Source organism: Streptomyces sp. NPDC055025 (assembly GCF_053608565.1).
The window spans coordinates 141,522-165,154 of record NZ_JBSGVS010000009.1 but is presented as its reverse complement, the minus strand read 5'-3'; the positions used below and the strand labels follow the sequence as shown (position 1 = coordinate 165,154).

The 23,633-nt window shown below is 71.4% G+C and carries 21 protein-coding genes and 3 pseudogenes; 8 read left to right on the top strand and 16 right to left on the bottom strand.

Annotated elements, in window-relative coordinates; translation table 11 throughout:
• Positions 1 to 629: DJ-1/PfpI family protein (locus ACWGDX_RS08720; protein WP_453623577.1), on the bottom strand; the 629-nt coding region annotated here is incomplete at its 3' end.
• 52 nt (positions 630 to 681) lie between these two features.
• Here ACWGDX_RS08720 and ACWGDX_RS08715 point away from each other — a divergent pair.
• Positions 682 to 1,140, top strand: a complete 459-nt coding sequence (locus tag ACWGDX_RS08715; RefSeq protein ID WP_453623575.1) for a cupin domain-containing protein — start codon at positions 682 to 684, stop codon at positions 1,138 to 1,140.
• A gap of 33 nt (positions 1,141 to 1,173) precedes the next feature.
• Here the strand turns inward: ACWGDX_RS08715 and ACWGDX_RS08710 are convergent.
• A pseudogene (locus tag ACWGDX_RS08710) lies at positions 1,174 to 1,676 on the bottom strand (SMP-30/gluconolactonase/LRE family protein); the annotation flags it as partial.
• Here ACWGDX_RS08710 and ACWGDX_RS08705 point away from each other — a divergent pair.
• Positions 1,632 to 2,171: pseudogene (locus ACWGDX_RS08705) on the top strand (ABC transporter permease subunit); the annotation flags it as partial. The pseudogenes ACWGDX_RS08710 and ACWGDX_RS08705 sit on opposite strands and share 45 nt — an antisense overlap.
• Before the next feature lie 121 nt (positions 2,172 to 2,292).
• On the opposite strand, the gene ACWGDX_RS08700 reads toward ACWGDX_RS08705, so the two are convergent.
• From ACWGDX_RS08700 to ACWGDX_RS08690, 3 genes are all read right to left on the bottom strand, one after another.
• Positions 2,293 to 3,093 carry an SAM-dependent methyltransferase gene (locus ACWGDX_RS08700; RefSeq protein ID WP_453623573.1) on the bottom strand — a complete coding sequence of 267 codons (801 nt, stop codon included), beginning with the start codon at positions 3,091 to 3,093 and terminating at the stop codon, positions 2,293 to 2,295.
• Positions 3,094 to 3,238: 145 nt separating this feature from the next.
• Positions 3,239 to 3,475: a DUF397 domain-containing protein gene (locus tag ACWGDX_RS08695; protein ID WP_453623571.1), complete on the bottom strand. Its 237-nt coding sequence runs from the start codon at positions 3,473 to 3,475 to the stop codon at positions 3,239 to 3,241.
• Complete coding sequence (locus ACWGDX_RS08690; protein WP_453623569.1) at positions 3,476 to 4,339, bottom strand: helix-turn-helix domain-containing protein; 864 nt, start codon at positions 4,337 to 4,339, stop codon at positions 3,476 to 3,478.
• Positions 4,340 to 4,545: 206 nt separating this feature from the next.
• On the opposite strand from ACWGDX_RS08690, the gene ACWGDX_RS08685 reads away from it, so the two are divergent.
• The 3 genes from ACWGDX_RS08685 to ACWGDX_RS08675 all read left to right on the top strand — a co-directional run bounded on the left by ACWGDX_RS08685 (position 4,546) and on the right by ACWGDX_RS08675 (position 6,866).
• Complete coding sequence (locus ACWGDX_RS08685; RefSeq protein WP_453623567.1) at positions 4,546 to 5,037, top strand: ATP-binding protein; 492 nt, start codon at positions 4,546 to 4,548, stop codon at positions 5,035 to 5,037.
• Positions 5,031 to 5,465: a hypothetical protein gene (locus tag ACWGDX_RS08680; protein ID WP_383038466.1), complete on the top strand. Its 435-nt coding sequence runs from the start codon at positions 5,031 to 5,033 to the stop codon at positions 5,463 to 5,465. The genes ACWGDX_RS08685 and ACWGDX_RS08680 overlap by 7 nt, the downstream gene beginning before the upstream one ends.
• A gap of 162 nt (positions 5,466 to 5,627) precedes the next feature.
• Complete coding sequence (locus tag ACWGDX_RS08675) at positions 5,628 to 6,866, top strand: ROK family protein (protein WP_453623565.1); 1,239 nt, start codon at positions 5,628 to 5,630, stop codon at positions 6,864 to 6,866.
• A 435-nt stretch (positions 6,867 to 7,301) separates the two neighbouring features.
• On the opposite strand, the gene xylA is transcribed toward ACWGDX_RS08675, so the two are convergent.
• Positions 7,302 to 8,471 carry a xylose isomerase gene (gene xylA / locus ACWGDX_RS08670; protein ID WP_363085834.1) on the bottom strand — a complete coding sequence of 390 codons (1,170 nt, stop codon included), beginning with the start codon at positions 8,469 to 8,471 and terminating at the stop codon, positions 7,302 to 7,304.
• A 273-nt stretch (positions 8,472 to 8,744) separates the two neighbouring features.
• Between xylA and xylB the strand changes: the two genes are divergently transcribed.
• Positions 8,745 to 10,232 (top strand): xylulokinase, encoded by a 1,488-nt coding sequence (gene xylB, locus ACWGDX_RS08665; RefSeq protein ID WP_453623562.1) that lies wholly within the window; start codon positions 8,745 to 8,747, stop codon positions 10,230 to 10,232.
• A 126-nt stretch (positions 10,233 to 10,358) separates the two neighbouring features.
• Here the strand turns inward: xylB and ACWGDX_RS08660 are convergent, their stop codons facing one another.
• From ACWGDX_RS08660 to ACWGDX_RS08640, 5 genes and pseudogenes are all read right to left on the bottom strand, one after another.
• Positions 10,359 to 11,291 (bottom strand): LysR family transcriptional regulator, encoded by a 933-nt coding sequence (locus tag ACWGDX_RS08660; protein ID WP_453623591.1) that lies wholly within the window; start codon positions 11,289 to 11,291, stop codon positions 10,359 to 10,361.
• 122 nt (positions 11,292 to 11,413) lie between these two features.
• A complete protein-coding gene (locus tag ACWGDX_RS08655) occupies positions 11,414 to 12,613 on the bottom strand; it encodes a glycine C-acetyltransferase (RefSeq protein WP_453623560.1) in 1,200 nt (399 codons plus the stop codon).
• Between the two features lie 195 nt (positions 12,614 to 12,808).
• Complete coding sequence (tdh, locus tag ACWGDX_RS08650) at positions 12,809 to 13,843, bottom strand: L-threonine 3-dehydrogenase (protein ID WP_453623558.1); 1,035 nt, start codon at positions 13,841 to 13,843, stop codon at positions 12,809 to 12,811.
• Between the two features lie 461 nt (positions 13,844 to 14,304).
• Positions 14,305 to 15,288: pseudogene (locus ACWGDX_RS08645) on the bottom strand (hypothetical protein); the annotation flags it as partial.
• Positions 15,285 to 16,157, bottom strand: a complete 873-nt coding sequence (locus ACWGDX_RS08640) for a phosphatase PAP2 family protein (protein WP_453623589.1) — start codon at positions 16,155 to 16,157, stop codon at positions 15,285 to 15,287. The pseudogene ACWGDX_RS08645 and the gene ACWGDX_RS08640, both read right to left, overlap by 4 nt.
• Positions 16,158 to 16,334: 177 nt before the next feature.
• Between ACWGDX_RS08640 and ACWGDX_RS08635 the strand changes: the two genes are divergently transcribed.
• Both ACWGDX_RS08635 and ACWGDX_RS08630 read left to right on the top strand, forming a co-directional pair.
• Positions 16,335 to 16,931, top strand: coding sequence for a TetR/AcrR family transcriptional regulator (locus ACWGDX_RS08635; RefSeq protein ID WP_453623556.1), 597 nt, complete (start codon positions 16,335 to 16,337; stop codon positions 16,929 to 16,931).
• 475 nt (positions 16,932 to 17,406) lie between these two features.
• The gene (locus ACWGDX_RS08630) at positions 17,407 to 18,489 is read left to right on the top strand and encodes a terpene synthase family protein (RefSeq protein WP_453623554.1); all 1,083 of its coding nucleotides are present in this window, start codon (positions 17,407 to 17,409) and stop codon (positions 18,487 to 18,489) included.
• A gap of 105 nt (positions 18,490 to 18,594) precedes the next feature.
• Here the strand turns inward: ACWGDX_RS08630 and ACWGDX_RS08625 are convergent, their stop codons facing one another.
• Genes ACWGDX_RS08625 through ACWGDX_RS08605 form a run of 5 tightly spaced genes read right to left on the bottom strand, consistent with a single transcriptional unit; the run spans position 18,595 to position 23,293 of the window.
• Positions 18,595 to 20,160: a cytochrome P450 gene (locus tag ACWGDX_RS08625; RefSeq protein WP_453623552.1), complete on the bottom strand. Its 1,566-nt coding sequence runs from the start codon at positions 20,158 to 20,160 to the stop codon at positions 18,595 to 18,597.
• Positions 20,157 to 20,783 (bottom strand): GTP-binding protein, encoded by a 627-nt coding sequence (locus ACWGDX_RS08620; protein ID WP_453623550.1) that lies wholly within the window; start codon positions 20,781 to 20,783, stop codon positions 20,157 to 20,159. Before ACWGDX_RS08620 ends, ACWGDX_RS08625 begins: the two co-directional genes overlap by 4 nt.
• The gene (locus ACWGDX_RS08615; RefSeq protein ID WP_453623549.1) at positions 20,764 to 21,138 is read right to left on the bottom strand and encodes a DUF742 domain-containing protein; all 375 of its coding nucleotides are present in this window, start codon (positions 21,136 to 21,138) and stop codon (positions 20,764 to 20,766) included. The genes ACWGDX_RS08620 and ACWGDX_RS08615 overlap by 20 nt, the downstream gene beginning before the upstream one ends.
• Positions 21,135 to 21,569, bottom strand: coding sequence for a roadblock/LC7 domain-containing protein (locus ACWGDX_RS08610; protein ID WP_453623547.1), 435 nt, complete (start codon positions 21,567 to 21,569; stop codon positions 21,135 to 21,137). The genes ACWGDX_RS08615 and ACWGDX_RS08610 overlap by 4 nt, the downstream gene beginning before the upstream one ends.
• Complete coding sequence (locus tag ACWGDX_RS08605; RefSeq protein ID WP_453623545.1) at positions 21,566 to 23,293, bottom strand: sensor histidine kinase; 1,728 nt, start codon at positions 23,291 to 23,293, stop codon at positions 21,566 to 21,568. The genes ACWGDX_RS08610 and ACWGDX_RS08605 overlap by 4 nt, the downstream gene beginning before the upstream one ends.
• Positions 23,294 to 23,633 lie beyond the last annotated feature (340 nt).

The window sequence follows — 23,633 nt, the reverse complement described above, 5'->3', positions numbered from 1 at the left end:
GGCAGCGGCTGCTCCACGAACTGCCGCTGCCCGCCGTCCCGGTGGAGCGCGAAGACCAGCCTGCGGCTGACCGCGACGGCCGCCCGCGCGCCGTGGTCCTGGCGGATCAGCTCCAGACAGGTGTCGAGCGCCGCCGCGCTGCCGGCCGCCGTGATGATGTCGCCGTCGTCGACGAACAGCACATCGGGATCGAGCCGTACGGCGGGGAAGCGGGCCGCGAACAGCTCGGCCCAGCGCCAGTGGGTGGTGGCCCGCCGTCCGTCGAGCACCCCGGCGGCGGCCAGGGTGAAGGAGCCGGTGCAGAAGCTGACCAGCCGGGCGCCACGGGCTGCCGCCCCGCGTACGGCGTCCAGCACCGCGGGCGACGGATCGGTCTCCGGGTCGGGCCGGTTGGGCACGATCACGGTGTCGGCCCGGTCCACCGCGTCGAGCCCGGACACCCCGGAGAGCTGGAAGAACCCGGAGTGCATACGGACGGGGCCGGGCTCGGCGCACAGCTCGAAGTCGTACCAGCGCCGGTCCAGCTCGGGGCGGGCGAGGCCGAAGAGTTCGGTGGCGACCCCCATCTCGAACGGATTGGAGCCGTCCGCGACGATCATCACCACCCGGTGCGAGGAATCTTGCGCCATATGCGATTCCTAGCACTCACGCTCTCCTCGTGCCAACGCCCATGATCGTCGTATGAGCACTGAACCCGCCAAAACCCCCACCGCCATCCCCGCCATCCCCGCCGAGCCCGCCCCGCCCGCCATCCCCGCCGAGCCGGTCGCGCTGTCCGAGGCACTCGCGTCCTTCGACGCGCTCTGGAGTCCGCGGATCGTGACCCGCGTCAACGACTACGACGTACGGGTCGCCCGGGTCGCCGGTGAACATATCTGGCACGTCCATGCCGACACGGACGAGTTCTTCCAGGTCATCGAGGGGGAGCTGCTGATCGCACTGCGTGAGGAGGGCGGCGAGCGGACCGTGGCGCTGCCCCGCGGCTCGGTGTTCGTCGTACCGCGCGGTATCTGGCACAAGCCGTCGTCGGCCGCGGGCGCGTCGCTGCTGCTCTTCGAGCCGAGCGGCACCCTGTCGGTCGGGGACCGGCACGACGACGTACCGGACCATATCGACGCCACGACCGGCCATACCCTCTGAGCGCCCGCGCCGCGTGGAGCCGCCGTACCGGCCTCAGCCCGCGAACGGCGTCCCCGGCACTCCCTGTCCGGCGTCCGGCAGCACCAGCAGTGAGCCGGACAGCGGACGCGGGCCGCGAGGCCCGTCCGGGCCGAGGTGATGTAGAGATCCCGTAGCCCGGGACCGCCGAAGGCGCAGGCGGTGGGGCGCTGTACGGGCAGTTCGACGGTACGGTCCAGCTCGCCGCGCGGTGTGTACCGCCGGAGCTGGGCGCCGTCCCACAGGGCCACCCAGACACAGCCGTCCGCGTCGACGGTGAGCCCGTCCGGGACGCCGGCTCCGTGTTCGACGGTGGCCAGGGTGCCCCTGTCCATGATCCGTTCGCCGTCGGTGCGGAACCGGTCGATACGGCGGGTCGCCGAATCGATGTAGTACATCGTCCGCCCGTCGGGGCTCCAGCCGGTGCCGTTGCCGACCGTCACCGTGAACGCCTCGGTGACCGTGCCGCTGGGTTCCTGCTCAAGTGCGCGGGACTGGCGGCGGCCGTGCTCGCCTTCACCCTGACACTGGCCAGCTACCGGGGCGTCCCGGTGGTTCTGCTGCTGCTCGCCGCGCTGCTCATCGGCTTCGGCTATGTCATGCGCAACGCCGTCGTCGGCCGTCATGTGTACGCGCTCGGCGGCAACCGCGCCGCGGCGAAGCTGTCCGGCGTGAAGGACCGCCGGGTCACCTTCCTGGTCTTCGTCAATATGGGGGTGCTCACCGCGCTGGCGGGGATGGTCTACGCGGCCCGGCTCAACGCGGGGGTGCCGCAGGCGGGCGTCAACTTCGAACTGGAGGCCATCGCGGCCTCGTTCATCGGCGGCGCGTCGATGAGCGGCGGTGTCGGCACGGTGTTCGGCGCGATCATCGGCGGGCTGGTGCTGGGGGTGCTCAACAACGGAATGTCGCTGGTCGGGATAGGCCCGGACTACCAGCAGGTCATCAAGGGACTGGTGCTGCTGGCGGCGGTGGGCTTCGACGTCTGGAACAAGCGCAGGGTGGGCGCCTGACACCGCCTGACCACAGGGCCACAGGGCGTGAACAACGCGGGCCCCTCCGCACCGGGGGTGAATACGCGCGGCGCCGCAGCGCACCTGAAAAGTGCTGCGGCGCCGCGCCCCCGTATTCCACTTACAGCTTGCGTGCCACTCCCGCGTACCCCGGGATGGGCTCGTCGCCGGGGACCGGTACGACCTCACCCAGCTCCGGGCGCCAGTCGGTGGCCAGTGAGACCCCCGGTTCGACCAGGTCCAGACCCGTGAAGAACGCGGCGAACTCCTCCCGCGACCGCAGGGCCAGGGTGAGCGCCCGCTTCTGGTACAGCTCACGTGCCTGGTCGGCGCTGTCCCGGTCGAAGTCGCCCGTGGCATGGGAGAGGACAAGATAGCTGCCGGACGGCAGCGGGTCGAGCAGTCGGCGCACCAGTTCGTACGCGCCGTCCTCGTCCGAGATGAAATGCAGCAGCGCGACGAGGGAGAGCGCGACCGGACGGTCCAGATCGAGGATCTTCCCCGCCGCCTCGATGATCGCCTCCGGCTCGCGGACATCGGCCTGGACGTACTCCGTGACACCGCCCGGGGTGCTGCGGAGCAGCGCCTCGGCATGCCGGAGGACGATCGGGTCGTTGTCCGTGTAGACGATCCGGGAGTCGGGGGCGACCTCCTGGGCTATCTGGTGGAGATTGGGCTCGGTGGGGATGCCCGTGCCGATGTCCAGGAACTGGCGCACCCCGCCGGTGGTGCCGAGCCAGCGGGTGGCGCGGTGCATGAACGCCCGGTTCACCTTCGCCATGTCCGGTCCCCGGGAGTCCACTGCCAGTAACTGCTTCGCCATCTCCTCGTCCACGGGGTAGTTGTCCTTGCCGCCGAGGAACCAGTCGTACACCCGCGCCGGATGCGGCTTGCTGGTGTCGATGGGGTCGTTCCCGGTCATGTGCGCTCCATGAGTCTCAGGGTCGATGAGCAGGGTCTGTGGAACACAGTGTCTGCGGAAGAACGGGGGACTACGTACCGAGTGGATATGGACGAGGGGAGTGGACGAGGGACAGTGGGGGACGGTGGGGGGGGTGAGAGGCCGGTCAGGTGAGCAGGAAGTCTGCCTGACCCGCCTTCGCGCCCTGGATGAACGCGGCGATCTCGCTGGTGGTGTAGATCAGTGCGGGGCCGTCAGGGTCGGCGGACTGGCGCACCGCGACTCTGCCGTCGGCCAGCTTCATGGCCTCGATGCAGTTGCCGCCATTGCCACCACTCCACGGCTTGCGCCAGCCTTCGGCACCGAGGTGGGCGGCGGGCATGCCGTTGTATATGGGATCCATTCACAGCTCCTTGCGGAGATCCTTGAGGATCTCCTTCGTGCGTTGTGCAGTTGCGGCCTGAGCCGCCATCCGGTCCATGACCTCCAGGTGGGTGGCCACTTCGGGACGTGCGTCCAGATAGACGGCGCCGGTCAGGTACTCGCTGTAGACCATGTCCGGCAGTTCCGGTTCGGCGAACCGGAAGATCACGAACGGCCCGTAGGTACCGGGATGGTGCCCGCTCGAGAATTCCGCGATCTGCAGGGTGACATTCGGCAGGACCGAGGCTTCGAGCAGCTTGTCGATCTGCTCCCGCATGACATCCGCGCTGTCGCCGACCGGGCGGCGCAGTACGGTCTCGTCCATGATCACCCAGAATCTGGGTGCGTTGTCACGGACGAGAAGCGACTGGCGTTCCATACGGAGCGCCACATGGCGTTCGATGTCCTCGGGCTGCGCCTGCCCCACAGCCCCCGCGTGCATGACCGACCGCGCGTACTCCTCGGTCTGGAGCAGCCCGGGGACGAAGTGCGGTTCATAGGCACGCAGCAGGGAGGCCGAGCCCTCCAGACTGACGTACATGCTGAACCAGTCCGGCAGGATGTCGTGGAACCTCTGCCACCAGCCGGGCTTGTTCGCTTCCTCGGTGAGCTCGACGAAGGCCTCGGTCTCGTCCTCGGGGATCCCGTACGCCCGCAGCAGGAGCTGTACATAGGGGATCTTGAGAGCGACCTCGGCCGTCTCCATCCGGCGGATCGTCGCGGGGGCCACCCGGAGCAGCTTGGCGGCCTCCTCGCGCTTCAGTCCGGAGCGCTCACGAAGATCTTGCAGACGTCTGCCGAGTACGACCTGACCCACGGTCGGGGCGGACCGCGGTTCACTCACTTTGGGTCCTCCCCACGCACGGTTACCAGCAGTCTGCCACGTCTACGCCACGAAGAACACGGCACTCTGAAAAATTCAGAGTGCCCCTTGCCAAGTGTCGCCGACGGGTGGAGAGTGGATCGGTGAACCAGCTCACGCGGTTGTCGGGCTCTGCCATGGGAGAGTTTCGCGCTCGGCCGCTGCTCCCCCACCGTTAGGAATCGGTCGTGGCACCTGGTAACGCGCTCACCCCCCCGCTCATAGCCGTGTGCCCCCCTGGCAACGTTGTCCGGCGTTACGGGTTCCAGCTGCCCGCTCACGCGGAGTCAGTGGCTCGGGCGAGACAGCTCACCCGCGACCGGCTCACCCGGTGGGACATCGACGAGGAGATACGCGACACCGCGGTGCTCGTCGTCTCGGAACTGGTCACCAACGCGATCGTGCACGCGGCCGGGGACCGCGTCATCTGCGAGATACGTGAGGGAGAGGGCCGGCTGCGGATATCCGTGGAGGACCAGGGCTACGGACCGACGGGACCGCAGCTCCACGACGCCGCCCGGGACGAGACCGAGGGCGAGGGGGGCCGGGGACTGTTCCTCGTCGACTCCCTGTGCAGCGGCTGGGGGGCACACGACACATCGGGATACGGCCCCGGGCGTGTGGTCTGGGCCGAACTGCCCCACGGAGAATCGCCACACGGAACGGAGCAACCGTGCTGAGGACCGCACTGGACCGGCTCGCACGCGGTCTGCGCGACGGCCGCGACCTCGCACCCCGTCGCGTCAAGCTGCCTCTGCCGCCCACCCTGCCCGCCTCACTGGGCTGTGACGCGGTGGGAGTCCCGGCCGAGCACGGCTTCCGGCTGATGGCGCGGCTGCCCAAGAAGGGCTGTGTCTTCGCCGACGCCGAGTGGTGGTGGTGGATCGTGCCCGCCGGCTCCGACCTCGATCTCACCTGGCCCTCGCCGGCCCGCTACGTCTCGGGGACGACCGTTCCCGCGGCGCATCCCCGGCTGATCCACTGGCCCGAGGCGCCGACCCCGTACACCCCGCCGATCCCCTTCTACCTCATGGTCTGCCAGCTCACGGGCACGACTCCGTCCTGGGGCCCCCGGACGGAGCCGGGCACGGTCCCGGCAAGGCACTGAGAGCACCAGCAGACTTGTTACGCGACGGGCCCGGGTGGGGGTGCGGGCCCGGTGAGAGCCCGGGTGAGGGCTCGGCAGCAGGCCCGGCAGCCGGCGGGCCGGGCCCTCACCCGACCGCCCCTGTGCCCCACGCGACGCGCATCACATAGGCTCGGCCGCGAGATGAACACCAACCACACATCGCTCGGCCCCAAGGCCGACAAAGAGACGGTGCGTCGGCACAATCTGAGCCTTGTGCTGCGGGCGGTGCGGGACGAGGGAGAGGCGACCCGGGCGGGGGTCGCGGCGCGGGTGGGACTGACCCGGGCCGCGGTGTCGTCGCTGGTGGAGCAGTTGCTGGAGAGCGGGTTCCTCTCCGAGTCGGGCAAGACGTTCAGCGGACAGGCCGGGCGCCCCGGCACCGTACTGAAGGTGACGCGCTCCGGGCCCGCGGGCATCGGGGTCGAGATCAATATCGACTATCTGTCGGTGTGCGTGGTCGATCTGTCCGGCACCGACCGCGTCCGGCTCACCGAACACATCGACAACCGCGGCACTCTCCCGGCCGAGGTGCTGGCGCGCGGCGCCCGGATCGCGGCCCGTACGCTGGAGTCCGCCGCCGAGCAGGAGTTGATCCCCGTGGGGGTCCAACTCGCCCTGCCGGGGCTGGTGTCGGGGGGTACGGTCCGGCAGGCGCCGAATCTCGGCTGGAACCGGGTCCCGGCGGAGGAGCTGTTCGCGCGGGCGCTGGCGGAGCTGCGGCCAGAGGTGCCCGCGCTGCCGGTGAGTTCGGAGAACGAGGCCAATCTGGCGGCGCTGGCCGAGCTGTGGTTCGGCGGGCTCGGCCCCCTGCGTACGTTCCTGTATCTCACCGGTGAGATCGGGGTCGGCGGCGCGCTGGTGCTGGACGGTGAACTGCTGCGCGGGGCGCACGGGTTCGCCGGGGAGATCGGCCATGTGGTGGTCGACGCGAAGGGTCCGCTGTGCCGGTGCGGCTCGCGGGGCTGTCTGGAGCAGTACGCGGGCCAGTCCGCGCTGCTGCGCGCGGCCGGCATCGACGAGAACTCGGGGGTGCCCGGCGTCGCCGAACTGGAACGCCGGGCACGCGACGGCGACGCCCGGACGGTGGCGGCCGTCGAACAGGCCGGGGTGATGCTGGGCCGGGTGCTGTCGGGCTCGGTGAATCTCTTCGACCCGGACGCGGTCGTGCTGGGCGGGATCTACCGGGCTCTGATGCCCTGGCTGTCCCCCTCGGCGGACCGCGAACTCACGGCCCGCGTGGTCTCGGGTCTGTGGCCCCGCGACAGCGGTCGCCTACGCGCGTCCTCCTCGGCGGGCGACGCGGCCCGGGGCGCGGCGGCCCTGGTGGTACGGGCGGTTCTGGCGGACCCGGTGGCCTATGTCCGGCGGACCGCGGACTGACGGCGGCCGATGCCCGGCACGCGGCTCAGCCGGCGACCGGCGCCGGAGCCTCCGTATGTGACGAAGGACATGCCCCGAAGGTGGTGTGGCGCATCCCACAGCCGTACGGGGCGGCCCGGTCGACGGCAGCGCAGAACGCCGCGCATGGCGCCTGACGGCGGCGCAGGCGTCTGACGGCGGCGATGGGCGTCGTGCACGGCCGTTCGGTACGGGCGCACGGCCCGAAGGCCGCGGTGGGAACGCCCGCCCAGCCGGCGCGGGACGCGGCCGACGTACGACGCGTGGCACGCCCCACCCCGACATGCGTCACGCCCCACCCCGACATGCGTCACGCCCCACTCCGGCGCGTGGGTGGCACCGATGTGGGGCGTGACATGCCGCTCCGGGGCGGCTCAGGGCCGGGCCGGCGGGCCCGGCCCCGGTCGGGGCTCGGTGTCAGCGGACGCCGAGCAGGTGGTCCATCGCGAGCTGGTCGAGCTGCTCGAAGGCCATGCCGCGCGACGCCGCCGCCTCCGCGTCGAAGTCCTCGTACGCGCTGCGGTCCGCGAGCAGTCCGGCCGCTCCGTCCGCGGCCGTGGGCAGCGCCAGCTCGTCCAGGCGCGAGGCGCGCAGCGCCTCCTGGACGACCGGGTCGGCGCGGAACGCGGCGGCGCGCTCCCGGAGGATCAGGTAGTTGCGCATGCAGCCCGCGGCCGACGCCCAGACACCGTTGAAGTCCTCGGTCCGCGGCGGCTTGAAGTCGAAGTGCCTCGACCCGTCCCAGCCCGCGCTCTCCAGCAGGTCGACCAGCCAGAAGGCGGCCCGCAGATCGCCCGCCCCGAAACGCAGGTCCTGGTCGTACTTGATGCCGTTCTGACCGTTGAGGTCGATGTGGAAGAGCTTGCCCGACCACAGGGCCTGGGCGATGGAGTGCGGGAAGTTCAGCCCCGCCATCTGCTCATGGCCGACCTCGGGGTTCACCCCGTACAGCTCCGGCCGCTCCAGCCGCTCGATGAACGCCAGAGCGTGGCCGACCGTGGGCAGCAGGATGTCGCCGCGCGGCTCGTTCGGCTTGGGCTCGATGGCGAACCGGAGGTCGTACCCCTGCTCGGTGACATACGCGCCGAACAGGTCGAAGGCCTCCTTCATCCGCTCCAGAGCGAGCCGTACGTCCTTCGCGGCGCCCGACTCAGCGCCCTCGCGTCCGCCCCAGGCCACAAAGGTCTTGGCGCCCAGCTCGGCCGCGAGATCGATGTTCCGGAGCGTCTTGCGCAGCGCGAAGCGGCGGACGTCCCGGTCGTTCGCCGTGAACGCGCCATCCTTGAAGACGGGATGCGTGAAGAGATTGGTGGTGACCATCGGCACCACGAGACCCGTCGAGTCCAGCGCCTGCCGGAACCGCTTGATGTGCGCCTCGCGCTCCGCGTCGGACGAACCGAAGGGTATGAGGTCGTCGTCGTGGAAGGTCACGCCGTACGCACCCAGCTCGGCCAGGCGCTGTACGGATTCGACGGGGTCAAGGGCCCTGCGGGTCGCGTCCCCGAACGGATCCCTGCCCTGCCAGCCCACGGTCCAGAGACCGAAACTGAACTTGTCCGCCGGGGTGGGAGTGAAGCGTTCCGTCATTCTCTGGCCGCCTTCGATACCTCAGGTCCGGCACGTGCCGACCTTTTTGTTTCCTGACATGACTAATAATGCACGTCGGCACGGATGCGCAAAACCCCCGGGGGCCGCTCATCGGCCGCGCACCCGGCGAACACGGATGCGCACCCGGCGAACATGAACGCGCACGTTCGGCCACCGGCGAGGATCCGCCACCCCCGTTCCGGTGAGCCGCGCCATCGCGTAATTTGTTTCTCCCACGTCAAAAACAGCTCCAGCCAGGGAAGAGGTACGTCCATGTCGCAGAGCCCGGTGGTCGGCCCGGTCGTCGTCGGCGTGGACAGTTCCACCCAGTCCACCAAGGCGGCCTTCACAGACGCCGCCACCGGCCGGCTGCTCGCCGTGGGGCGCGCCCCGCACCGGGTGACCGGTGAGGGCGGTGCGCGCGAGACGGATCCCGAGGTGTGGTGGAACGCGCTGCGGGAGGCGGTGGCGGCAGGCCTCAAGGAGTCCGGTGTCGATGCCTCGGCCGTCGTCGGCATCGCCGTCGCCGGACAGCAGCACGGACTGGTGGTGCTGGACCGCAGGGGCCGCCCGCTGCGCCCCGCGCTGCTGTGGAACGACACCCGCTCCGCCCCGCAGGCCGCCGCGCTCACGGAGACGCTCGGCGGCCCCGCCGCCTGGACGGCGCGGACCGGCTCCGTGCCGGTGGCGTCGATGACGGCCTCGAAGTGGCAGTGGCTGCGCGAGCACGACCCCGCCATCGCGGGCGCCACGGCAGCCATCAGGCTCCCGCACGACTTCCTCACCGAGCGCCTCTCGGGCGTCGCCGCCACCGACCCCGGCGATGCCTCGGGCACCTGCTGGTATTCGACGGCCACGGGGGCGTACGACCCCGAGCTACTGGCACTGCTCGGCCTCGACGCCGATCTGCTGCCCACCGTCGCCGCGACCGGCGCCGTCAGGGTCGGCTCGCTCACCGCCGGGTCCGCGGCGGAGCTCGGACTGCCCGCGGGCATCGCCGTCGCGGCGGGCACCGGCGACAACATGAGCGCGGCCATCGGCCTCGGCTTCGGGGGCGGCGGGCTGCTGGACCATCCGGTGCTCAGTCTCGGCACCTCGGGCACGGTGTTCGCCGCCACCCGTACCCGCCCCGACTCCCCCGCGCTCGCGGGCTTCGCCGCGGCGGACGGCACGTATCTGCCCCTGGCCTGCACCCTCAACTGCACACTGGCCGTGGACAAGGTGGCGGCGCTGCTCCGGCTGGACCGGGAGGACGCGGTGCCGGGCGGCGAGGCCGTCCTGCTGCCGTATCTGGACGGCGAGCGCACCCCCGATCTGCCGGCCGCCTCGGGTCTGCTGACCGGGCTGCGCCACGACACCACACCGCAGCAACTGCTGGGCGCCGCCTATGAGGGCGCGATCGTGACCGTGCTGCGCGCACTGGACGAGGTGCTGCGCGCCTGCGGCCTCGACCCCGCCGACCCGGAGGTCGCGGCCCGGCCGCTGCGACTGGTCGGCGGCGGTGCCCAGGGCCGTATGTGGGTGGATACGGTTCGGAGGCTCTCCGGCCGCCGGCTGATCGTCCCGGCCAGCGGCGAGCTGGTCGCCCTGGGAGCGGCGGCGCTCGCCGCCGGGGCGGCGACGGAGGAGGACGCGGTGGCGATCGCGGCGTCCTGGCGGACCGGCGAGGGCGAGGAACTGCCCCCGGTGGAGCGGGACATGGAGACCTGGGAGCGCGTGGGCTCGGTGCTGGACCGGGCGGCGCCGAGCCTGCTCTCGTAGCGGCGGTACGGGTGCGGCGGGGCGCGTGGCGGATCGCCCGCGCCGGGCCGAACCGGGCCCCGCCGGGCCGCGCCGGGCCTGTGCGGGTACGTGTGCGTGTACGTGTGCGCCGAGCCGTGGGGCCGGTCAGGCTCCGGGGGCCGTCCGGCCGGTGGGCAGAGCGCCCGCGGCCCGCGCCAGGGCGTCCAGGACCGGGCGGATCAGCGGATGGTCCTCCGCGCCACGGCGTACGGCGGCGAAGACCCTGCGGGTCGCGGCCGGTCCGGACACGGGACGTACGACCGTGCCCTTCAGCTCCATCCCCCGCAGCGCCGACCGCGGGACGAGCGCGACCCCGGCGCCCGCGCCCGCGAGCGCGACGACGGCACGGAAGTCGTCCGAGGAGTGCACAAGGCGCGGCTCGAAGCCGGCCAGTTCGCAGGCGAGCTGTATCACGTCATGGCAGGGGTTGCCGGGGTAGGGACCGACCCACTCGCTGTCGGCGAGCGAGGCGAGCGAGACCTCGGCGTGCGGCGCGAGGGGGTGCGCTGCGGGCAGGACCGCGTCGAACGGCTCGGCGTACAGCGCCACCCGGGAGAGCCGCAGATCGTCCTCGCGCGGGGCGCCGCGGTACTCGACCGCGACCGCCAGATCCGCCTGACCGTCCAGCACCATGGGCAGGCTCTCGTCGCCCTCCGCGTCCCGTACGCGTACCCGGATGTCCGGATACGGCCCGGCCAGGAGCTGGAGGGCGGGGGCCAGTACCTCCGCGATGCCGGTGGCGAACGCCGCGACCGTCACCTCGCCGGCCGAGCCGCCCGCGTACGCCGCGAGCTCCGCCTCCGCCCGTTCGAGCTGGGCGAGTACCGCGTGCGCGTGGCCGAGCAGGATCTCGCCGGCCGCCGTCAGCCGTACGCCCCGCCCGCTGCGGGTCAGCAGGGCGTGGCCGGTCTCCTGCTCCAGTACGGCGAGCTGCTGGGAGACGGCCGAGGGAGTCAGATACAGCGCGGCGGCCGCGGCGGTCACCGTACGGTGGTCCGCCACCGCCCGCAGTATGCGCAGCCGCCGTGCGTCGATCACCCGGCCATCCTGCCAGGCGGGCACGGTCTCGGGCATCTGCCGCCCGTCCGGCCGGGCCCCTCGGCCCGGCCCGTCCGGCGCGTGCCCGGTCCGCCCGGTCCGCCTCCCCCGGGCGTCCCCGGTCAGGCCTGTCGGCCCATCGCCTCCCGCGCGTCGATGAACGCCGCCACCGCGCGTTCCACGTCCGCCGTGGAGTGCGCCGCCGAGAGCTGGACCCTGATCCGGGCCTTGCCCATCGGAACGACGGGGTACGAGAAGCCGATCACATAGACCCCGCGCTCCAGCAGCAGCTCCGCCATCCGGCCCGCCTCCGCCGCGTCACCGATCATCACCGGCGCGATGGCGTGGTCACCGGGCAGGATCTCGAAGCCCGCCTCGGTCATCTTCGTACGGAAGAGCTTGGTGTTGGCGTTCAGCCGGTCCCGCAGTCCGCCCGCGCTCTCCAGCAGATCGAGGACCTTGACCGACGCGGCGGCGATGACCGGGGCGAGCGAGTTGGAGAAGAGATACGGACGCGAGCGCTGCCGCAGCAGGGCGACGATCTCGGCGCGGGCCGCGACATAGCCGCCGGAGGCGCCGCCGAGGGCCTTGCCCAGCGTGCCGGTGAGAATGTCGACGCGGTCCATCACACCGTGCAGTTCCGGGGTGCCGCGACCGCCGGGCCCGACGAAGCCGACCGCGTGCGAGTCGTCGACCATGACCATCGCGTCGTACCGGTCGGCCAGATCGCAGATCTCGGCCAGCGGCGCGACATACCCGTCCATCGAGAACACACCGTCCGTGACGATCAGCCGCCGGCGCGCGTCCTGGGACTCCTTGAGCCTGGTCTCCAGCTCGGCAAGGTCACGGTTGGCGTACCGGAGGCGGCGGGCCTTGGAGAGCCGGATGCCGTCGATGATGCTGGCGTGGTTGAGGGCGTCGGAGATGACCGCGTCCTCGGCGCCGAGCAGGGTCTCGAAGACCCCGCCGTTGGCGTCGAAGCAGGAGGAGTAGAGGATCGTGTCCTCCTGGCCGAGAAACGCGGAGAGGCGCTGCTCCAGCTCCTTGTGGACCTCCTGCGTACCGCAGATGAAGCGTACGGAGGCCATGCCGTACCCCCATCGGTCGAGCGCGTCCTTGGCGGCGGCGACGACCTCGGGGTGATCGGCGAGCCCGAGGTAGTTGTTGGCGCAGAAGTTGAGGACCTCACCGGCGCCACCGCCCGCGGTGACGCCGACCGAGGCGCTCTGGGGGGTGGAGATCACGCGCTCGGGCTTGAAGAGACCGGCGTCGCGGATCTCGCCGAGGGTGGCGGACAGTTCGTCCCGGACGGACGCGTACATAAACAGCACTCTCCTTCTTCTTTGGGCTCGGTTCGCCTCCGGGGCGCTTTTTGCCGATGCCGACGGTCGACCGTGCTCGGTCCGCTCGTACCTCACGGACCTGCGCGCGCTCTCCCTTTCGGCACCGACGCGCCCCTTCGGCTCACTCGCCGGCGGTCGTGCGGGGCCGGAACGTCAACGCGCCCCGGGGGGCGGTCAGGTGGTCCAGTCGAGGATGATCTTGCCGCTGCGCGCGGTGGACGCCTCGTCGAACGCGGCGTCGAAGTCCTGGTAGCGGTAGCTGCCGGTGATGACGGGCGTGAGGTCGAGTCCGCCTTCGAGCAGGACCGTCATCGCGTACCACGTCTCGAACATCTCACGGCCGTAGATGCCCTTGATCGTGATCATGGACGTGACGATCTTCGACCAGTCGACCGCGAACTCCTGCGCGGGCAGGCCGAGCATGGCGATCCGGCCGCCGTGCGTCATGTTGTCGACCATGTCGCGCAGCGCCTCCGCGCGGCCGGACATCTCCAGGCCGATGTCGAAGCCCTCCTTGAGGCCGAGCTGCCGCTGCGCGTCCGCGATTCCGGTGCCGGGAGCCGAGACATCGAGGGCGAGCGTGGCGCCCACCTTGCGGGCGAGCGCGAGGCGGTGCGGGCTGACGTCGGTGATCACGACATTGCGCGCTCCCGCGTGCCGGGCGACGGCCGCGGCCATGATGCCGATGGGGCCCGCGCCGGTGATCAGTACATCCTCGCCGACGAGCGGGAAGGAGAGCGCCGTGTGCACGGCGTTGCCGAAGGGGTCGAAGATCGCGGCGACATCGAGGGGCACCTCCGCGCGGTGCACCCAGACATTGGCGGCGGGCAGGGCGACATACTCGGCGAACGCGCCGTCGCGGCCGACGCCGAGTCCGACGGTGCTGCGGCAGAGATGTCTGCGGCCGGCGAGACAGTTGCGGCACTTGCCGCAGACGAGATGGCCCTCACCGCTGACGAGATCGCCGACGGCGATGTCCTGTACGTCGGCACCGACGGCGGCGACCTCGCCGACGAACTCGTGGCCGAGGACACGGGGCGTGGTGACGGCCTGCCGGGCCCAGCCGTCCCAGGACCGGATGTGCAGATCGGTGCCGCAGATGCCGGTTCGGAGTACCTTGATCAGTACGTCACCGGGGCCCGCCTCCGGTTCCGGCACGTCCATGAGCCAGAGCCCCGGCTCGGCCTTCTGTTTCACAAGTGCCTTCATGGGCGCGGCTCCCGGCGTGCTGGTGCTGTTCGGTGACCAGCGATCGGCATCGGCGACGGCGCGGCCGGTCGCCGGTGATCACTGTTCGGTGGTCGGACACCAATCTGCCGATCACCGGCCGCACCGTCCATCGAGGATTTCTTAAGCGGCCCGACAGCGCAGCTTCACGGCCAGCAGCTTCACGGCTAACAGCTTCACGGCTAGGCGCGGCAGCGTCGCCGTCGCCGCCGGGAGCGGCGTACGGGTACGGCGGTCTCCTCGTCGACGGGCCCACGGGGACCGGGGATCTGTACGGCGAACCCGCCCGCGAAGAACATCACGGGGGTCGGCACCGGCTGGGAAGTGACCGTCGGCTCGGCCGACCGGGTGAGGGCACCTTCCGGCGCCGGCACGAGCGGAGCGATCCGCCCGTCGGGGACCGTCAGCGCGTCGGGGACCGTGAGTGCCTCGGGAGCCGTCAGCGCCTCGGGAGTCATCGGTACGTCGGGGCTCAGTGGTACGTCGGCGTCCCTCGGGTCCTCGGTCCGCGCGGTGGGACCGGGGGCAGGTCCGGAATCCGCCCCCGCCGGCGCCTCCATCAGCAGCCGTGCCGCCGGTGTGTGTGTCAGCAGGACCACCCCGCGGGCCGCGACCACCGCGCCGACGAGCGCCGCGGCGATCCCCGCCGCGCCGCCCTGGAGGCGTTCACCCAGAAGCGTCAGCCCGATGACCGCCGCGGCCACCGGATTCGCCAGGGTCAGCACCGCGAGGGGCGCGCCCAGGCCGCCGTGGTAGGCGGTCTGGGAGAGCAGCAGCCCGCCCACCGCGAAGGCCGCGACCAGCACCGCCACGACCACCACCTGCCAGAGCGGCAGTCCGTCCGTGCCCGCTCCAGGGCCGCCCGGCATACCGCCCCCGGCGGCGGCGACCGTGATCGTCTGGGTGAGGGCGGAGGCGACACCCGAGGCGACACCCGAGGCCGCCGCGTGCGGCAGCCCCGGCCGGGCTCCCGGCCTGGCCAGCAGCGCGACCAGCGTCAGGGCCACGCCGCCCACGCCGAGGGCCTGCGGCAGGGTGAGCGACTCGTTCGGCTGTGCGCCCGTGCCCGCCGCCGTCAGCAGGATCGCCGCGAGGCCGACGAGGGTGAACGCCGTGCCCCGCCACTCCTTCCGGCTGACCTGCCGCCCGGCGCGGCGCGCGCCCAGCGGTACGGCCGCGACGAGGGTGAGCGCGCCCAGTGGCTGGACCACGGTGAGCGGCCCGTACGCCAGGGCCACCACATGCAGCAGCCCGCCGCTCGCGTTGAGCCCGACCGCCCACCACCAGGCGCCGCTGCCGAGCAGGGCGAGCAGTCCGGCCTTCGGTGCCGTACGGGCGGCGAGCCGCTCCTGGGCCACGGCCGCGGCGGCGTACGCGACGGCGGAGAGCAGGGACAGGGTGACGGCGACCACTGTCGCGCCGCTCATCGGGCCGTTCCCGACGCGGCCAGCGGGACTCCGGACGCCGGGACGCCGGACGCCCGCGCCGGTTCCGCTTCCTTCGCCGCTCCCGGCCGCGCGTCCGCCGCCGTGCCGGATACACCGGGGCCGGTCCGTACGATCCGGGAACCGCGCCGGCCCGGCGCCCGTACGCATATCAGCGCGACGGTCAGCAGGGCGACGGCCACTACCGCGTCCAGCCAGTAGTGGTTTGCGGTGCCTATGACCACGAACAGTGTCGTCAGCGGATGGAGCAGCCAGAGCCAGCGCCACCGGGAGCGGGTGGCGGCGATGAGCCCGACCGCGACCATCAGGGCCCAGCCCACATGGAGCGAGGGCATCGCCGCGAACTGGTTCGCCATGGAGTCGGTCGCGGGCGCCGCGCTGTACGCCGTCGGGCCGTACACCCGGCCCGTGTCCACCAGACCGGTCGCCGTGAGCAGCCTCGGCGGGGCGAGCGGCATCAGCAGATGCAGGACGAGCGCGGCGCCGGTCAGTGCGGCGAGCACCCGGCGGGCCCAGACGTAGTGGCCGGGGCTGCGCCAGTAGAGCCAGCAGAGGAAGAGCAGCGTCGCCGGGAAGTGCACCGCCGTGTAGTAGGTGTTCGCCCACTGGACGAGCGTGCCGCCGTGCAGCAGCACACCCTGGACGGTGCCCTCGTCCGGGAGCCGGAGCGCGCGCTCCCAGTCCCAGACCCGGTGGGCGTTGCGGAACGCCTCGGCGGTGTGGCCGGTCGCGGCCTGCCTGCCGAGTTTGTACACGAGGAAGAGTCCGGCGACGAGCAGCAGTTCTCGTACGAGGGGCGGTCGGGCGGGAGTGTCCTGCTCCCGTTCGGCGGGCCCAGTGCGGGCGTGTATCACCCGACCCCCTTGCAAGGACAGCACGTCGCGTGTGACGGCGTGGTGGTGCGGCGACGCGGTCAGGACCGCGCCCTATCGATACGCCAGTGTACCGATACGGATTCGTATCGGTACACTGGCGTATCGGAACCCCTGAAGGGCAGCCCGGGGGCGGTAATCGGACAGGGAGAGACGATGACATCGCAGCGCCGCTCCAAGATCACACCGGAACGGGAGCTGGAGTTCTACGAGGCCGCTCTGGACCTGGTCAGGGAGAGCGGCTACGAGTCGCTGACCATGGAGGGTGTCGCCGCCCGGTCACGCTGCGGCAAGTCCACGCTCTACCGTCAGTGGCGCACCAAGCCCCAGCTCGTCGCCGCCGCGCTCCGGGGCACGAGCTGTGTGAGACTCGCGGACATCGACACCGGCACCCTGGCGGGTGATCTGCGGACGGCGGTCTGCGCGGCGGCGACCGGGGCGGGACGCGACACCGCGCTGCTGCACGCGCTCGCCCATGCCGCGCTCCAGAATCCGGAGCTGCTGCGGGCCCTGCGCGAGGCCGTCATCGAACCGGAGATCCAGGCGATCGAGACGATGGTCCGCCGCGCCGTGGAGCGCGGCGAGGTCGCCGCGGACAATCCCGCGGCCGAGTTCGTGGCCGCCCAGCTCATCGGTGTCATGCGCGCGCGGCCGATACTGGACAGCCGGAACGCGGACGAGCCGTATCTGATCCGCTTCCTGGAGTCCTCGGTCTTCCCCGTGCTCGGGCTGGAGGTCACCTCGCCCGTATGAACGGCGGACCGTCGCCCGAGCGGATGACGACGGTCGGTCGGTCCGCGCCGCACCGTGGGGACGGGGGCGGCGCGACTCCCGGTCCGGTGGGCCCCTCACACGCTGAGGGGCCCACCGGCGTATGGGGCCGTGGAGCCGTTCGAGGCCGGAGCCGTACATCCGTCTCGTATCCGGCCCGTCCAATGGCGTACCGGTAGCGATCCGGACATCTCCCTGTCCTGTACAAGCCGTTACAGGAGCGCTTCCCGGACAGCGGGACTTTCGCCACGTCGGCGGCGCCCGCGCGCCGGACGGCCGGTTCGAGTCGGCCGAATCAGCTCACGGACCGTCAGTTCCGGCCAGGCACTGGCCAATTGCATAGATGTCGGCGGTCCGACACTGGCATATACGCTCCACCCGAACGGCCCACGGGATGTTCGCACATCGCTTTTCCGCACGTCGCTTTTCCGCCCCTCGCCGTACCAGGAGGCCGATCATGACCTGTGTCTCGGAGCAGAGTTCGGTCCAGCAGCTTCCGGCTGTGCCGTTCTACTGCCCGGTCCCGCCGGCGCGGCATCCGGCGGTGGAGGCGCTCAACGACCAGACCGTACGGTGGATGCTCAAACAGCGGCTCGACAGCGACGAGCATCAGCTCGAACGTCTCGCCGTCTGTGACTTCGGCGGTCTGACGGCGTCGACGATGCCCTACGGAGAGCTCGAACGGCTCATCCTCATGGCCAGGTTCCACGCCGTGCTCTTCTCGCTCGACGACGGTGTGTGCGACGAGTCCGGGGCCACGGCGGATCTGCTCGCCCAGGAGACCTCACGCATCATGCGCGCCGTGGAGGCGCCCGCCGCGCGGGGGTCCGGCGACTCGCCGCACACGGCCGCGCTGCGCCGGCTGCGGCTGGAGACGGAGCGGTTCGCGTCACCGCGCCAGTTGCACCGGCTGACGGAGGCGATGCGTGTCTACACCTCGGGGCTGGTGTGGGAGGCGTCCTGGCGCCGCAACTCCCGGCTGCCCTCGCTCGACGACTACATCACCCTGTGGATGCGCGCCATCGGGATGGCGCCCTCGACCGCGATGATCGAGATCGTCGGCGGCTTCTCCGTGGCCGACGAGGATATGCAGGACGCCCGGATACGCGCGCTCACCGAGATCACCTGGACGCTGGTGAGCTGGGACAACGATCTCTACTCGCGGAACAAGGAGCTGCTGCGCGCCGGTGACAATCTGAATCTGATCGATGTCCTGTGCCAGGAGGAGGGGCTCGATCCGAAGCGTGCGCTCGTCCGCGTGGTGGCGATGCGGGACCGGGTGATGGTGCTCTTCGACCGGCTGGCCGCACAGGTGCTGAAGGAGGCCGGCAACGATCTGCGCCGGTACGTCAAGGGGCTCGGCCAGTTCGTGCGGGGCCATCTCGACTGGGCGTCGATCTGCCCCCGTTACTCCGTGCCGTCGGGGCCGAAGGCGGCGCCCGGCGGCTGGTGGAAGCAGCGGCCCGCCGACGACAGCGAGGAGCCGCTGCCCATTCCCACGATCTCCTGGTGGTGGGACCAACTGGACCCGGCGTACTGACCGTACGGCTCGCACCGGACCGTACGGGCAGTAGCGCCGGCCGTCCGGCGGTGACGGACACCGCCGGACGGGCTCTGGGTGACGGCCGTCAGATACGACGGCCCGTCACTGTCCGTTCCACCAGCGGGTCACCGCCCGCCAGGCACGCCGAGGCGCGTTGCCCGGGAGCGGCTCCGCGCTCGCCGCCGTGAAGGCCGGGACCTCGCGCGGCGCCTCCCGCGCCGGCACCGCGCGCTCCGCGACGGACTCGGCGGGCGGGGAGTGCGGCGGCGGCTGGGATCCGGAGACCGGACGCGGTGAATCCACCCGCCACTGCGGTCGCCGGGCAGCGGGCGTCGCGTCCGGCGGTCCTGTGACATCCTGCGGCGGCCGGGGGGCGAACGTCGCGGGCAGCTCCAGCAACTGACGGGACATCAGCGCGGCCGAGTAGCGGAGTTCGTGCTCCTCCACGGCGAGCTGGAGATCGGGCAGCCGCAGCAGCAGCGCGTCGATCCCGGTGTCGGCGATGGCACGTCCGATGTCCTGCCCCGGACACTCGTGGGGGCCGCCGCTGAAGGCGAGATGCGCGCGGTTTCCGCGCATGGAGGCGGTGGGATCGGGGCGTACCACCGGGTCCGCGTTGGCCGCCGCGATTCCGACGATCAGCGCGTCACCCGCCTTGACGCGCTTGCCGCCCAGCTCGGTGTCGCCGACCGCCCAGCGGCCGAAGATCGTGGTGAAGGGCGGCTCGTCCCACAGCGTCTGCTCGACCGCCTCCGGCAGGGTCATGTGCCCACCGCTCAACCGCGCCCGGAACCGTGGGTCGGTGAGCACCATACGGAGCACATTGGCGATGAGATTGGCGGTGGTCTCGTAGGCCGCGATGAGCACCAGCCGCAGATGCTGGCCGACCTCGTCGTCGGTGAGTCCCGCCGGGTGCTCCGTCAGCCAGGTGGCGAAGTCCTCCTCGGGGGTGTCGCGCCGGCGGGCCACGAGCCGGCGCAGCACGGTCATCACGTACTCGTTGCTCTCGTTGGCGGTCTCGGTGCCCTTGATCATGTCGCGGGCCGCCTGCACCAGCCGCTCGTTGTACTCCTCGGGCATCCCGAGGATCTGTGCCATCACCATCATCGGCAGATGCTCGGCGAAGCGGCTGACCAGATCGGCCCTGCCGTCCTGGCAGAACTCGTTGACCAGCCTGTTGCTGTAGCGGTTGATATGACGGCGCACACCCCGGTGGTCGATACGGGCGATCGAGTCGGTGACCGCGCCGCGCAGCCGCTCGTGCTCCGCGCCGTCCGCGAAGACACAGATGGGCTGCCAGGTGAAGACCGGGGCCAGGGGATGGCCGGGGGGCGCGGTGCCGTCGTGCTGTGCGCTCCAGCGCCGTGAGTCCCGGGAGAACTGCGACGGCGTACGCGTCATATGCAGATTCTCGCTGTGCCCGAGGACGAGCCAGGCAGGTACGTCGCCGTGGAGGAGCACGGGCGCGACGGAACCGTGTTCGGCGCGCAGCTTCTCGTACAGACCCATGGGGTCGTTCTCGGCCTCGGGTCCGTAGAGCCGGCGCAGTCCGTCGACGCCCGTACCGGCGGCCCGGGGACGGGCGGTGCCCGGAGTGTGGGCCGGGCAGCCCGGAGGCGGCGCCGGACGGTCGTCGGACCCGGACTGGTGGGAGGAAGGGGTGGTCACGGGCAGTCACTCCAGGGGGACGTGGCCAGCGAGTGCAGATAGCGCGTCAGGGTCAGCAGGGCATCGCGGCAGGAGGCCCGCTGCCGGGCGTCGCAGTCGACCATCGGGACCTCGTCGGGCAGGTCCAGTGCCTTCCGCAGCGCCTCGACGGGGTGGTGCGGCGCGTCGGGAAAGGTGTTGACCGCGACGACGAACGGTATGCCGCGCTCCTCCAGGCGTCCGATCACGTCGAAGCTCACTTCGAGTCGGCGGGTGTCCACCAGTACGACGGCCCCCAGGGCGCCCTCGAAGAGGCCGTTCCACAGAAACCAGAACCGCTCCTGGCCCGGGGTGCCGAAGAGATAGAGCACGAGCTGCTCGGTGATGCTGATACGGCCGAAGTCCATGGCGACGGTGGTGGCGGTCTTGCTCTCGACACCCGAGTTGTCGTCCACCCCGACCCCGGCCTGGGTCATGGTCTCCTCGGTGGTGAGCGGACGGATCTCGCTGACCGAGCCCACCATCGTCGTCTTGCCGACCCCGAATCCGCCGACGATCACGATCTTCACCGCGGAGGTGGCCGTGGTGGGCAGGATGTCCTCGCTCCTGGGGCCGGTGACCGTGTCAGAGTCTCTGAAGTCCATGCATCACCGCTTCCAGAAGGGACCGGTCGGGGAGGGCCGCGCGGACGACGGGCGCCCGCGATTCGGCCAGTCCGGCCGTGAGGAGTTCGGTCAGCAGCGCGGTCACCACGCTGAACGGGAGGGTGAGATAGGCGGACAGCTCGGCCACGGAGAGCGGTGCGCGGCACAGCCGCAGAATGGCGGCCTGTTCCGGCTGCACCGTGGGTGACGGTTCGTCACGTGCCATGATCATGGTGACCAGATCGAGCGGTACGCGTTCGGCGCCGTCCGGTCCCCCGGTGATCACGTACAGCCGTTCCGGATCTCCCACGTCCGCCTCGGGTTTTCTGCGTTCCCGCTGGGGAGGCGTACTCATCCGGCCTGCCCGTCGTATCCGGCCCGCCCGTCATGGCGCGGTGGACTGGTGAGATGGGCGCCGATACGGACGACCATGTCCCTCATCCGGGCGCCCACCAGACCCGCGTCGACCGTCTCGTCGGCGAGCACCGCGAGATACGCGCCCTCCCCGGCCTCCATCAGATAGAAGAAGCCGCCCCCGATCTCGATGACGACGAGCCGCATCCGTCCGTCGCTGTGCGGGATCTCCGCGGCGACGGCGGCGGCCAGGCTCTGGAGTCCCGCGCAGGCCGCGGCGAGCCGGTCGGCGACATCGGGGTCACCGCCGTGTCTGGCGATCCGCAGTCCGTCCGCGGAGAGCACCACGATCTGCTGGATCTGCGGTACTCCGTCGGCCAGTTCCTTGAGCATCCAGTCCATATTGGCCCGATCGGCCCGCTGCTGGATCACTTCAGCTCTCCCTTGCCCCACACGTCGTCGGATTCGCCACGGTCACCGGGCCCGGCCTGCGTGTCCCCCGCTTCGGCGGAAGGCTCCCTCGGGGTGCCGTTGACCGCCTTGGTGAACGCTTCGAGCCAGACGCCGGGTCCGGGTTTGTTCCCGGGGGTGCCGGTCCGCCCATGGCGGCCGTTCCCTCCGGCTTCACCATCCCCTCCGGCTTGCCCGCCACCGCCGGCACGACCGCCGGCGGATCCTTCGGCACGGCCTGCGTTGTGACGGACGTCGCCGCTCTGCCCGTTGCTCCGGGGAGCCGCGCCCCGGCCCGGGGCGCGGAGGCCGAGATTGTGGGAGCCGAGCGGGGCGCGGCCACGGCTGCGCCGCTGCGGCAGCCCGTTCTCCGTCCACTCCGTCACCACGGGAGCCCCGTCCTCCATGGCCGCCGCGGCCGACGGCACCGGCGCGGCCCGCCTCGGTCCGGTGACCGGCCTGGGCACCCGCTTCTCGGGGCGCAGCATGTCCTTGGTGGGCAGATCGACCGAGCTGCCCCGGGGTCCGGCGGCGGCGCCGATGCCATGGGCGATACCGGGCGCGGGTCCGGTGGTGACGACATCGCGCGGCACGATGAGGACGGCCCGGACACCGCCGTACGCCGACTGCCGCAGCGAGACCTGCAAGTTGTACATCTGGCAGAGCCGGCCCACGACGGCCATCCCGAGCCGGGGGGTCTCGCCGAGGTCGTTGAGGTCGATACCGGCCTGGGCCTGGGCGAGCATCCGTTCGGCCCTGGCCCGTGCCTCCTCGCTCAGGCTGACTCCGCCGTCCTCGATCTCGATCGCGATCCCCGTCTGTACCTCGACCGCGGTGACATGGACACGGGTCTGGGGCGGTGAGTAGCGGGTGGCGTTGTCGAGGAGTTCGGCACAGGCGTGGATGAGCGGTTCGACGGCCGTGCCGACGATGGCGACCTTGGCGATGGAGTGCAGATCGACCCGCTGGTACTCCAGGATCCGGGACATCGCCCCGCGCAGCACGCTGAACAGCGGTACGGGCCTGGGCCATTGGCGGCCGGGGCGGGCCTTGCCGAGCACGGCGATACTGTCGGCGAGCCGGCCGATGAGCGCGGTGCCGTGGTCGATGCGCAGCAGATCGTCGAAGACATCGGGGTCGCGCCCGTGGTGCTCCTCCATCTCCCGCAGCTCGCCCGCCTGTTGGTGCACGATGGCCTGAACGCGACGGGCGATGTTCACGAAGGAGCGCTGCGCGGAGTCGCGCATGGCCTCCTCGTCGTCCACGATCTGAAGCACGGAGCGGAGCAGGGAGCGCTGGGCGGAGGGGAGTTCGCGGTACCGCTCGTCGCCGTCCACGACCGCGCGCATCACCTCGGCGGGCGACTCGCCCTGGCGGAGCCGGTGGATCGCGGCGGGCATCAGCTCCTTGCCCAGCCGTACGGTCCCCTCGTCGTGCTCCGCGAGACGCCGCTCCAGCTGTGTGAGCCGGTGGGCGTAGTGCTCATGGAGGACGCCGACGGTCCTGCGCCGCCTGGACAGTTCGACGGCGCACCAGGTGACCAGGACCGTGGCGGCCGTCCCGTACAGCACGAGCGGCATCCGCGCGGTGTCCGCGGCCAGGGCCACCGCCACGGCCGTCGCCGCCGCCATCAGGGCCGCGGGGAGCAGCAACGCGCGGACGGCGGGAGACGCTTGATCATTCGGGGGTGCTTCGAGACGAACCATGTAAGCCCTCTGGCGGTCGATTCAGATCGGGTCATTCGCACGATCACTACACATGGCGAACATATGCCTGATTTCGTGTCAACTCGGCGCGCTCCGGGTGAGCTTAGCCCGATCGGATAAGAGCTTCGGCATATTCCCGTAACCCCCTGCACGCGCCACCGCGCCGGGCATAGACTCGCGCGTTTGCACGCTGCGCTCGCCCTGACACACAGCGAGTGACGGATTTCGCGCGGGAACGAGCGAGAGTCCGTCCCCCGGCGGGAACGGCCCGCGGGAACGAGCGAGGGACCGCCCCCTGCCGGGAACGGCCCCTGCTCTCAGGTCTCTCTCCTCGACGAGA